Genomic DNA, 12,597 nt, shown 5'->3' on the forward strand with positions numbered 1-12,597 from the left:
AAATATGAATTACCAGCCTTTATTTTGAACGATCAGTTTATTGAGCATCATCTCGCTCGATGGGATCGGCAGCAAAAGGTTACGCTCGGCCGCTGCATTCTGTGCAAACACCGCAGCAAACTTATAACTTGCCGGGGCCGACAGCCTGATCACATTCGCTATGGATTCCATCGTTTCCTGGTAAATGCCCCAGCGGATCAGGTCAAACTTTCTCAGTCCTTCATAACCCAGCTCCAATGAGCGCTCCTTTCTGATCGCCTCGCGCAGGTCCTCTTTGGTACCTACATCCTGAAGCACATACTCTGTTGCCGAAGAGATCGTGGCAGTTGCCACCGCTCCGCTGCCGCCCCCACCGCTTAAAGTTATGGTAGGCGCAGTGGTAAATTTGCTTCCTCTTGAAAGGATATCGATACGGATTACCCTACCACCAGAAATAACCGGTAAAAGCGAAGCATTTGTTCCGCCACCACCGCTGATCGTCAGCGTTGGCACAGCGGTGTAACCCGAACCCTGGTTGCTCAGAGTAACGCTTTTGATCACCTGTCCGTTCAGGTCCATGCCATAGGCCCGCTTTCTCACCAGGTTAACCGCATCAATAGCCGCTTGTGTTGGTCCGTTAACTTCATTTTCTGCCTCGGCAAACATCAGCAGTATGTCCGAATACCTCAATATCGGGAAATTAATAGGTGTTGTACCCACGTTTTTAGGCAGCGCAATTTCATACTCCCTTCTCCATTTTGCACTAAAGCGGTTGTAAATCTCTGCGCTGGTAAACAGCACCTTACTGTTTGGCACCGAGTTCACAGTAGCGTACCGGTACGGACTGATAGACCAATCCCTCCTGTTGTCCAAAGGGTCAAAAGCATTATAATAAGTCTCAGTAGCATGTGGCACACCATAGCTATAGCCAAAATTTCTGTCGGTATTTCCTATTCCGTTAATACTGCCTATAGAACCTTCTTCCTCCTGCCCGCCGGTAGCCAGTTTGTTAAATTCAACCTCCCACATGCTTTCCCTGTACTGGGTATCATATTCATCCCTGCACATTTTAATGAAAATATTGGAGTAATCCGGGTTCAATTTGTGCGAACCATCATCCATCACCATCTTGGCCCATTTTCTGGCTTCCGCAAAACGTGCTGTTTCTTTTAAAGGCGCTCCGGCCATCTTCAGGTTTACCCTGGCCAGAATACCCCACACCACCGTTTTGGTAATCCTGCTGTTGTAAGAATAAGCACTGCTTTCGCTCACCAGTCCCGCAGCCGTTTCCATATCCTTCACAATAAAATCAAAAATCTCCTTTGCAGGTGTATTTTTAAAGCTCACATCCTTTACAGAAGATGTAGAACTCAGGCGCAAAGGCACATCCCCCCAGTTGTTAGACAACAGGAAATAATAAAAGGCCCGCAAAAACATGGCTTCGCCTTTGGCTACAGATTTTTTCTTTGCGTCCATCTCTGCCTTGTCCACATTCTCCAGAAAAAGATTGGCCCTGCTCACCCCATTGTAAAGTACCTCCCATGAGGTATTTACTGTACCATCTGCAGTAGTGATGTTGCTGATCTGCAAGCCGGTGGTTACCGTGCTTCTCGATTCAAACCATTCATCGCTCTGGTCATTATCGAAATAAAAAGTCCGCCCGTAAGTACCTGTTTTACCCAAAACATCATAAACCCCTGCAAGCGCGGTGTTGATGTCGGTTTCAGTTTTAAAGTAATTTACCGGCGATATAAAATCAGTTGGACTGGTATCCAGAAATTTAGTGCAGCTCCCTAGCGACAGTGCAGATACCAATAGACTATATGTTACAATACGTTTCATTGCTAATTCATTTAAAAGTTTACATTTAAACCCAGTGTTGTAGTAAATGCCCGCGGATAAGCCGAATAATCGAATCCGGGCGTAAGCGCCGTTCTTCTGACAGAGACTTCAGGATCGTACCCGGAGTAATTGGACCAGGTAACAATATTCTGAGCTGCCATATAAACCCTGGCGCCTTTCACCTTTATCCGTTTTAAAAAGGCCGAAGGCAACGAGTAAGACAGCTGTACTGTTTTTAACCTGATGAAAGAACCATCCTCCACCACACGTGTCGAGTAAGCCATATTGGTAGTCCCCTTTACGCCGGGCATATTGGAATCCGGATTTTCGGGCGACCAGCGGTTGGCGTAGGAAGCAAACTGATTGGTATTGATGAGCATTCCGGTTTCCAGGGCCAGGCGGTTGGCATTGTAAACCTCATTGCCGTAAGACCACTGAAAGAACACGTTCAGGTCAAAATTCTTATAGGTAAAATTATTGGAGAAACCACCGGTATGAATAGGAAGCGGGTTACCAATTACCGTTCTGTCGTTCGCATCAATCACCAGGTCCCCATTCAGGTCTTTGTATTTGATATCGCCCGGCTGTACATTGGCCCTGGTCTCGCCATTTGCCGTAATATTGTCTTTAAGGATATAGCTATTGGGGCCTAACTGGTTAAAATCCTCGTACTTATAAACACCTTCCCATAGGTAGCCATAAAATTGTGCTACCGGTTTGTTCAGTTTTGCGATATAGCCGGGTAAGGTTTCCCAGCCTGCACCCCAGGCCTGAACAGAGGTTAGGCTCAACTCGTTTTCGGCCAGTTCCAGAACCTTGTTCCTGTTAAAGGAAATGTTAAAATTGGTAGCCCATTTGAAATCCTTGCCACGTATAGGGGTGGCATTTATTGTAAGCTCCAACCCCTCGTTTCTAACCTTGCCGATGTTGTTGAACTGTCTGGTGTAGCCGGTACTGGAAGGCAGACTGGCATTGAGCAGCAGATCACTGGTATTTTTGCGGTAAGCATCTATTTCGAAGCTGATGCGGTCTTTCAATATCCCAAAGTCCAGACCAATGTCCATTTGCTCTGTTTTCTCCCACCTCAGGTCGGCATTGCCCATGCTGGCCGAGTAACTGCCGTTTACCAATTGGTTCCCAAACGAATATCCTGCAGACAATGGTACAATGTAATTAGAGAAGGCCGAAAAATCCCCGGAGCCATTGTTTCCGGTAAAACCATAAGAGGTCCTTAATTTAGCTGAGGAAATGAACTTCAATTGTTTCATGAAAGGCTCAGCGCCAATCTTCCAGGCAAAAGCACCCGAAGGAAAATAACCCCATTTCTGGTTAATAAACCTGGACGATCCATCGGCCCGGAACGAAGCCGTAAAAAGGTATTTAGACCGGTAATTGTAATTAACCCTGCTCAGGAAAGAAGCAAGTGTATTATTGGTTGTTGTAGATTGTATGGCCAATGGAACACCCTCGTCCAGACCGCTAAGCCCAAGCCCCTCGTTGGGCAGCAATTTTGCCGTCGCACCAAAAGACCTGCCTTTCCCGGCCTGAATGGTAAATCCGCCAACAACATCAAGGATATTGTCGGCATTAAATTTCTTATGGTACGAAAGGGTATTTTCATTTAGCCAGTTCATGGAATTGAAAATGGTAATACCCCCGTTTATTTTGTTGTTTGTGCTCGGATTGCCCGTTCTGCTGCCAGAATTGTTGAAAACATTAAACTGCGTAGTACCTTTTGTGGCCCCGCCGCTAACTTTTAGCTTTAAGTTGGGCAGAATGGCATACTCTGCATACCCGTTTACGATGAAAGTTTCTCCTACATCCTCACGCAATTCATTTTTGGTGGTGAATATCGGGTTAAACCTGAATTCTGAAGGCCCCTGCTCAATCTCCGGATCCTGCGGAACTTCAATAAGGTCTACCGATGAACCAAACTGTGGAATTGGCCGGTAGGCCCATACACTGTACAGCAGGTTTAACTGGTTCTGGTATGTACTTTGAGACGGTGGTGTACCAAAACGTTTTAAAGTAGAGTAACTGGTGCTCAGTCCTACTTTAAGACGTTTGTTCACTTCCTGATCGAGCGTAAGTCTGCCCTGCAAACGGTTAAAGCCAGAGTAAATAATGATCCCGTCCTGATCAAAATAAGAAAGGGAAGCACTGTACTTTGTTTTTTCTGTACCACCTACCAGGCTAAGGTTATGGTTCTGCATGGGTGCGGTACGCATGATCTGGTCTTCCCAGTCAATCCCTTTAACGCCTTTGTAATAATCCAATGGGACATCGTTATTTTCAATATCGTTCAACTTGGTAAGGTAAAGCCTTTTGGTGGTAACCGGGTCTATCTCATACTGAAGTTTAACATACTCGTAAGGATTAAGCAGCTTCATCCGCTTGTTGTTGTTCTGCAAGCCGAAATAAGTATTGTAACTGATGGCCGGGGCACCTATTTTACCACGTTTGGTAGTAACAACCACTACACCATTTGCACCCCTGGCGCCATAAATGGCGGTTGCAGAAGCATCTTTTAAAACATCTATAGATTCAATATCTGCCGGATCTATGGAGGAAAGCGGGTTTGAAGCATTCAAGGCAGAATTGTTCACGTCTTCCATCGGAAAGCCATCTACCACAAAGAGCGGGGAATTGTTCTGGGTGATGGAGTTCCCGCCACGGATCACGATGTCGACCGTACCGCCCGGCCCACCTTCAGAAGACACTACCTGTACACCTGCTACCCGGCCGCCCAGGGCTTCATCAAATGACTTTACAGGAGCCTTGGCCAGGTCGGCCACATTTACGCTGGCTACAGATCCCGTCAGGTCCTTCCTTTTCACCGTACCATAACCAATCACCACCACATCGTTCAGCTGGGATACGGACTCTTTCAGCGTTACCTTCATTGGTCCGCTGCCAACTGTGGCGGTGGCATCTTCAAAACCAATGTAACGGAACACCAGGACTGAGCTGCCCGAGGGTACTTTGATCTGAAAGCTTCCTTTAGAATCGGTGGTGGCCGTAATTTTCTGGTCCCTGACCTGAACGACAACGCCAGACAGCGGTTCACCCTTCAGGTCGTTCACCTGCCCGTTAACCGTTCGGTCCTGTGCCATGGCCATTAAAGAAATACACATAAGCAGGGCAAAACACCCCCCTCCGCGTAGCCAGCCTTTAACCTTTGTAAAAATTTGTTGCATAATGTGGTTTGGTTAGAATTTATAATCTTGTTCGGTTTATTTGTTTTTAAGCATGCCGTTAAAATCGACCGCAATAGAGAAGGGATCTAAAAAATGATCCATTAAAATAGCCAGCTGCCTTCTGCTCAGGCTGCTGTCGGCATTAACCTGTGCAGCCATCCTTGCATTCAAAACCTCAAGTAGCTCTGCTTTACTGATCTTCCTTTTTGCAGCTGCAGAGAAAAGCTCCGCAGCAAAACCTGCATCGGCAAGTTTACCTGAAGCATGCAGCTGCGCAGGAATAGCATAATATGTACGCATGCCATTGGCCAACTCATATTCGTTAATAGGTTGCTCAGGGTAAAACCAGGTTTGGTTGGCCCATTTATAAGGAATACCAGTTCCTTTAAGGATGCCTGTAGCCCCTATTTTCTGCAGGGTTTTAAAATCTTTATCGGCCGGTTTTACATCTATAAAGGGCATAACATAGGCTTTGCTGTCCAGCAAGGCCAGCTGCACCTCCCTGATGTTTACTTCGGCAGGCTGCAGTTTATTTTTTATAGCTACTGCCGCCAGTGCACCTGCCGCCTGCCCTATGGTAAGTACTACCGGCTGCAGTCTGCTTGCACCTGCAACAATATTGGTTACGCTAATGCTTTTCTCGGCCACAATAAGGCCCTCGCCAGTAGCTGGCACTAAAGCCCCCAGTGGGATATTGTAGGCGGGCACTTTGATGTTGATGAAATCTATCTGCGGGGCATCCGGATTTTTAAGATGATGGTGATCAATCGGATAATCGCCTATGGCAATTCCTGTACGATATAAGTTGTTCTTTTGCTGATAAGGGGCCGTAACATCATTTACATTTAAAGTTACCATACCCTTTAGGCGTCTGGACTCCCTGTGGTAAGGGATCATCGGCAGTTTATCTTTGGTGGGGAACTCGTCATCGGCAATGCCAAGGTGCTTAAAGCCCAGCCGCGTTTGCAGGTGGTAAACAAATCTTAAGCTATGCAGTTTGGCGGCTTTCAGGGCTGCCTCACGGTCTTTCTTTCCCATTTCAATAATGTTCAGGTATATGTCGTTGCCGCATTTAGGCCAGTTGATCATGTACTTGTTGTTGGGCAGCTTACCGTAAGTAATCATTTGGCTGCAGTCAATGGCCCTCTTGCTCTGGTCGGCCGCCGGATCGGTAATGTCGCAGCAGCATTCAAATTCCTTAGGGTCGTAGCCCTCAGGTTTAGGGATGGTTTTATCGGTGCCCTTACCATAATCTTTCAGCACTACCACATAGGTCAGGTCCTGAATAATGTCATTCGCCTTTTCAGGGGCAAAAGACTCGCCCGTATCATGGCGGCTGTCCATTCCCACCCGGTAAGGGATTTTCAGGAAAGCCATTACATCACCAAGTTCTGTAGCATCTATGATCAGATCTGCCGTAATTACTGCAGTTTTTCCATTTACACTTACTTCGGCCTTCCATTTTTTACCAGCGCGACTTATATTTTTCCATTCTGTTTTGTACCATATGGTCAGGTTCGGATGGCTGGCCAGTTCTTTTAATTTTTTATTGCCTATCGATGGCTCGAACAGGGTATTGCTTACCCATCCGGTTTCCACCGCTTTAGGGCCGCCATAATAATCATAAAGTTTCTGTCTGAATTCTCCCCAAAGGCCCGAAGGCATCTGGTGATTGCCGTCAATAGCCGAAACTCCTGCCGAAGTGAGCATACCGCCCAGCCATTCGGTTTCTTCAATAACCAGCGTTTTTACGCCCATTCTGGATGCCTGGATGGCAGCGGTAGTTCCGCTGGCCCCACCCCCTATAACCAACAGCTGCGTTTGGTATTCTTTGGCTGCTGAAGGCAAAACCGGAACAAGAAAGACGAACAGTAAAAAACGGAAAATATACTTCATGATAACTAAGATTTCTTTTTAACGATCAGCGCTGTCATAACAGGGCGCTCTGCTCCATCCGAAGGCTTAACAGTTTGCCTGGCCCTTACAGTTAAAGAAGTAGAACCACCACCATCTAAATTCACGGCACCAACACAGCCCATATCTTTCATCAGCTGTGCCAGTTCAGCTAAATTTAAACCCGTCCCTCCGGTACTGTTATTTCCCTCTACAGCCAGCAGAACAATCATATTGTTTTTGGTATAACCGATGGCCGAACGGGCGCGCGACGAGGTATTGTCGATATCAATCAGCTCTTCCCCGTCAGTAATATTGATCTTATCATCTTTAATCAGCATCGGCGAACCGCCTATTGCAGCTTTAACGTTCCACATAACGCCACCCGCCGGAACTGTGGCCGTTGGTACGGGTTTGGCCGGTGTATTGATCAGGTTGGCGGCCGGGGCCGGATAAGAATAAATGGTCCCGTTTCCAGTCCCTACATGGTAAATCCAGGTTACATCAGGCACACCCTCTGCTGAAATTCCAAATGCAGCCCTGGTAGGATAATAAGTAGTGTTTACCCCGTTTAATGGCCGGGTTAAAGATTTAATATTGATGGCGTTTACCACTCCCTGGTACATGGCAAGACTGTAAGACGCATTTGTTCCAAAAAAACCTCCATTAATGCAGGCGTACCTGAAACCCTTTTCTTCTGTATAAAAGGCAGAAACCTTTTTATTCGTGGTAGCCAGTAATGGCTTTAGCTCCAGATCAGATTTAGGGTCAAAAACAACGCAGTAGGCCACAAGTGGTTTTCCATTAAATGCAGTTGTATTCTGATAAACCTGGATGCCATTAGGAAAATCAGCCATCAGGTGTATTGCTTTTTTCCAGGCTGGCGACAAACTGATGAGCGGAGTGGAATCAACCACCACTACAGGCGCTTCAGGATCGGTTTCAACACCCTTTTTAGATTTACTGCAGGCAGCCAACACTACTGCTCCCGCCATAAGAATACATGCAAAGTTTGATTTTAAGTTCATAATGGTTTGGTTATGCAGTAAATATAGGAACTTTATTAAATAAATTAAAAACTTTAAGAACGTTTTGTTAAAATATTTTTAAAAGACCCTATATGTTCCGAATAAACCATAAAAACTATTTAGCCGGCATTCTCCGCTGCAGCTCGGTTACCGGCAGCTTAAGCAGGCGCCCTAACTGCTGCCCTTTCCGGTAGGTAACCACACGAATACTTTGCGCGCCTTTAGGAATAGACAGTGGTGTGCCTTTATAAACAGGGTAGTATTGATCGGGATCTGTATCGTCAAATGAATAATGAATATCCAGTCCTTCCACTTCGGTTGAAAGCTTCACCAGCATTTCTTTGTTCAGTCCAGGTGTTGCAGTAACGATCGCATCATAAAAGTAACGTGAACAGGCCACCTGCTCGCGGTCCAGCAGCGGCAGGTGGCTTTCCACCCGCCTTATAAAATTGTTCCAATCGCTTTTATTACCGGCAGACCACAGCACTTCACTTAGCGCAAAAGCCCTTGGCCAGGTCATCGACTGCAGCTTACGTTCATTGGGTACCTGCTCTGTCCACAAGCTCCCTTGTCCGCCCAATACATTTTTCGCATTTATGCCTTCTGGCAGCGGATCAAACTGAAAAGTAGTACTCAACCGGTTTACCGTAAAAATGGCATTCTCCAGGTAAGGGTCGCCCTGGTAAAAATCCAGGTAAGTAAAAAATGCAGGGGTCATCACTACCTGCTGACCTTTATTGGCCGATAACAAGCCACCTTTACTGTCTTTCCAGCTCATTACCGCCATTTCATCCGGCAAACCTCCAGGCAGGTTCTCATACCATCCCATCGGCTTTTTTCCTTTCGACAGTACAATCTGCGCTACCCTTTTCAGGAAATAAGACTGCAGTTCCTCGGCACTTCCCAAATGCTCATCTTTGATCTTCTGCTGGCATACCGGGCATTTATCCCAATACGCCCTGGAAACCTCATCGCCACCGATATGTATATATTTTGAGGGGAAAAGCTGTGCAATCTCACCGATCACTTTATCAAGCGCTATAAAAACCGAATCACTGGCAGCACACAGCACATTGGTGCGTGAAGCATTCCAGGGATCTCCTGCCAGGACCTGCTGTGGCTTTTTGGTGCAAGACAATTCGGGATAGGCCGCAATCATGGCCAGACTATGCCCCGGCACATCAATTTCCGGCACAATTTCAACAAAACGCTGCTGTCCATAAGCCACCAGCTCCCTGATATCCTCCTGTGTATAAAAACCTCCGCTGGTAGCTTTTTCATTTGGCTCTGGTGCTTTTTGCCCCCTCCAATAGCCGGTCCTGGGCACACGCCAGGCCCCAACATCCGTTAATTTTGGTAAAGAACTGATCGCTACACGCCAGCCCTGGTTATCGGTCAGGTGCAGGTGCAGCGTATTCAATTTATACTTTGCCATCTGGTCTATATAGCGCTTAATCACATCTTTGTTAAAAAAGTGCCTGCTCACATCAACCATCAGCCCCCTCCATTTAAACCGCGGATAATCCTCAATAAAAACAGCAGGGATAACATAACCATCGCCCTTTTGATTTTGCACAAGCCCTACCGACAGCAGCTGCATAAATGTTTGCATGCCATAAAACCAGCCTGCAGACCTGGCAGCCCTTATGGTTACCCCAGCACTGTTTATTTCCAGTTCATAAGCCTCATCACCCTTACTCTTCAGGCAGTTTTCATCCTGTACCAGTCTTATTACATTGCGCGCGCCAGGTTTCAGGTGCTTTAAATGCGCTACAGGTTCCCGGCCCAGGCTCCTGGCAACAGCAAGCGGCAGGTTAAAACCGGTAGCCAGCTTTAAGCGTGCCGCAAATAACGAAGCAAAACCTGTATCGGTTGCCGCAGGCAAAACAATTGAAGTCCTGGCATTCAACACAAAATTCCCCTCGCCCGGCTCAAGCCTTACCGGCTTCGGAATAAGATTCAGACTTTGCGCCCGGGCATTAAAAAACAAAACTGAAAGCAAAGCAGCAGCAAGGACCGCCTTAAGGGAGGCCAATTTGAATAGCATTTTAAACATGAGTATAACTTTATAAAGAGAACCTTAGCATTTTTTATTTAACTTCGCGATAAATCTATAAGTTTTTAATAACTTTCGAGATATATATTAATTATTTTTAATAAGATTCTGCACAGAACTGTTAAATTCGGTACAAAAGATATTTTAAATGAAAACAGCGCTTTTTGAAGAACCAAATGATATCCTAACGGGGGTTGCCTATAAAAATATTCACATCAGAAAAACCATTGTATCGTATTTTGCTGATGCAGGCAATGCCACCATAGCAGACCTTTGCAGGGAAACCAATTTAAGCGTACCCAAAGTAACTGCTCTAATTACAGAGCTTATTGCCGATGGACTGGTGAAAGACTTTGGCAAAGTGGGCTCTACGGGTGGCCGCAGGCCTAATATATATGGGCTCGTGCCAGATTCCGGTTTCTTTTTAGGCGTAGATGTAAAACACAACCACCTCAACATCGGTTTAATAGACCTGCAAAAAAAGCCGATCAAAATATCCAGAAACGTACCTTATAGTTTAAACAATACAGCAGAATCGCTGGCCTCGCTTTGCGAGCTGATCCGAAATTTCATCAGGGAAGCCAACACTTCAAGCAGCAAGATCCTGGGGCTCGGCCTCAACCTTTCCGGCCGTATCAATTACGCAACAGGCTACAGCTACAGCTTTTTTCATTTTAACGAAGACCCGCTGAGCCAGGTCCTGGAGCGGGAACTGAACATTAAAACCTACCTGGAGAACGATTCCCGGGCCATGGCCTACGGAGAGTTCAACTGCGGTGTAGTCAAAGAAGAAAAGAACGTGCTGTTCCTGAACCTGGATTACGGTCTGGGTATGGGCGTAATGATCAATAACGAGCTGTACTACGGAAAATCGGGCTTTGCCGGCGAGCTTGGTCACATTCCCCTCTTCAACAACGAGATCATTTGCCAATGCGGTAAAAAAGGCTGCCTGGAAACCGAAGCCTCGGGGCGCGCACTGATCAGCATGTTCAAAGAAAAGCTTTTGGCCGGATCATCTACTGTATTGAACAAAAAAGCTACCGACGACATACAAATGCAGGACATTATCAATGCAGCAAATAATGACGATGTGCTTTCCATAGAACTACTGGCCAAGATCGGCGAAAAGCTGGGCCGGGGCATTGCACTGCTCATCAATATCTTTAATCCCGAGCTGGTCATCATCGGGGGTGCACTGGCCGCCACCGGCGAACACCTGCACCTGCCCATCAAAAGCGCAGTCAACAAATTCTCTTTAAGCCTGGTCAATACAGACACCCAGCTAAAAACTTCTAAGCTTGGCGAAGATTCCGGTGTAATGGGCGCCTGTTTGCTGGTTAGAAAAAGGCTTTTAGAGTACCCACTCTAAAAGCCCCATATTTTTCATTTTTACTATTTAACAGCGGCCATATCAACCGGAATAAATACCAGTGGGGTTGGCAAACAAGAAGCACCCGGCGGCGAATAGGTTAGCTTAATGGTTTGCTCCTCCCCGTTTTTTGCCGGAGGAAAAACCTGCACCAATATTGCTTCTGGCGCAGCTTTGGTTACCAGTCTGTCGTTAGGCAGCTGGATAATCCCCTCGTTAAATTTACCTTTACTCACCACCATGGTTGCTGCCATTCCGTTGCACCATTGGTTATCGCCAGAACGCGAGTTCCAGGTAACCAGGGCCAGGCCTTTGCCGTCTGTACTCTTCCATTTCAGTTCAATCTCGTACATTACCCCGTAATTACCGGCCAGGGTAGATTCCTTACCACTAACACCCTCTACACCAAGCACCCATGGATCTTTGTCACCATCGGCCAGCACCAGCTCAGCCACCCCGTTTTTCGTATCCAGCACCCCTGTTGAAGTAACCTTGTAATTGCTTACGCCAAACAAACCGCGGCCAGCATTTTTATGTCCGGTAGGAATCACCGATTTTATCCTGCCCAAAGCCACAGGGCCAGGGGTTTTCAGGTCTGTCTGGATTACGCTGATCTCGCCCGGCTGGTCTATAACAAACTCATAAAAGCCATGGGTCAGCTCATCAAATTTCACCACATTGCGTTCCAGCTGCTCATCAATGGCAATGGCCTGCCCCGGTGCCACTTCCCGGATCTGCTCTGATCCTTTCGAAGCAAAATAATCGGCGAGCCCCTGTTTGCCAATAAGAAAATAGTTTGCACTTGGCTTTTGCGAGGAATACTTCAGCATGCGGATGTGCATTTTCTGCTTACCGGTATTTTTAATTACAGCGGTTATTTTGCGGTCTATTTTTGCCGGCTCCTTTACGCCATTTACATTATATACGTACAACCTTACCGCGCCAGGTGCTACCTGCTCTTTCAAAGCAATCCCTTCAGGGATGCGAATGTATTCCGGATCGTCTGAAATGATGAACTGCGGGCCAGGCAATACCACTTTCTGGTATTTGATATCGGCAGGTTTGATGGCAAAAAAATCCTTCATCAGTACAACATTTCCCTGCTTTGCTTTCAATAAAGCCGCGGCATCTTCGGGTTTCAGCACCTGGGCATTTAGCTGCAGCGTAGCGCAAACCAGTGCCAGGCCAAGTGTAGTTTTTAAGTTTTTAAGGTTCATATTTTATTTGTGTATT

7 protein-coding genes are annotated in these 12,597 nt (G+C 46.6%); 1 reads left to right on the forward strand and 6 read right to left on the reverse strand.

Going from position 1 to position 12,597, the window contains the following annotated elements:
- Positions 1 to 9: 9 nt before the first annotated feature.
- From B9A91_RS01945 to B9A91_RS01965, 5 genes are all read right to left on the reverse strand, one after another.
- On the reverse strand, positions 10 to 1,821 hold the full coding sequence (locus B9A91_RS01945; RefSeq protein WP_084236738.1) for a RagB/SusD family nutrient uptake outer membrane protein: 1,812 nt from the start codon (positions 1,819 to 1,821) through the stop codon (positions 10 to 12).
- An 11-nt stretch (positions 1,822 to 1,832) separates the two neighbouring features.
- The gene (locus tag B9A91_RS01950) at positions 1,833 to 5,018 is read right to left on the reverse strand and encodes a SusC/RagA family TonB-linked outer membrane protein (RefSeq protein WP_084236739.1); all 3,186 of its coding nucleotides are present in this window, start codon (positions 5,016 to 5,018) and stop codon (positions 1,833 to 1,835) included.
- Positions 5,019 to 5,054: 36 nt separating this feature from the next.
- Positions 5,055 to 6,914, reverse strand: coding sequence for an FAD-dependent oxidoreductase (locus tag B9A91_RS01955; RefSeq protein WP_084236740.1), 1,860 nt, complete (start codon positions 6,912 to 6,914; stop codon positions 5,055 to 5,057).
- A 5-nt stretch (positions 6,915 to 6,919) separates the two neighbouring features.
- The gene (locus B9A91_RS01960; protein ID WP_084236741.1) at positions 6,920 to 7,939 is read right to left on the reverse strand and encodes a phosphodiester glycosidase family protein; all 1,020 of its coding nucleotides are present in this window, start codon (positions 7,937 to 7,939) and stop codon (positions 6,920 to 6,922) included.
- A gap of 115 nt (positions 7,940 to 8,054) precedes the next feature.
- Positions 8,055 to 9,986 (reverse strand): beta-N-acetylhexosaminidase, encoded by a 1,932-nt coding sequence (locus B9A91_RS01965; protein ID WP_159451611.1) that lies wholly within the window; start codon positions 9,984 to 9,986, stop codon positions 8,055 to 8,057.
- A 157-nt stretch (positions 9,987 to 10,143) separates the two neighbouring features.
- Here B9A91_RS01965 and B9A91_RS01970 point away from each other — a divergent pair, with 157 nt between their 5' ends.
- Entirely contained in the window at positions 10,144 to 11,364 is a 1,221-nt protein-coding gene (locus tag B9A91_RS01970; RefSeq protein WP_084236743.1) for an ROK family transcriptional regulator, read from the forward strand.
- 23 nt (positions 11,365 to 11,387) lie between these two features.
- Here the strand turns inward: B9A91_RS01970 and B9A91_RS01975 are convergent, their stop codons facing one another.
- Positions 11,388 to 12,581, reverse strand: coding sequence for a copper amine oxidase (locus B9A91_RS01975; protein ID WP_084236744.1), 1,194 nt, complete (start codon positions 12,579 to 12,581; stop codon positions 11,388 to 11,390).
- Between the last annotated feature and the right edge of the window lie 16 nt (positions 12,582 to 12,597).

The sequence above is a fragment of the Pedobacter africanus genome (assembly GCF_900176535.1).
Lineage (GTDB): Bacteria > Bacteroidota > Bacteroidia > Sphingobacteriales > Sphingobacteriaceae > Pedobacter > Pedobacter africanus.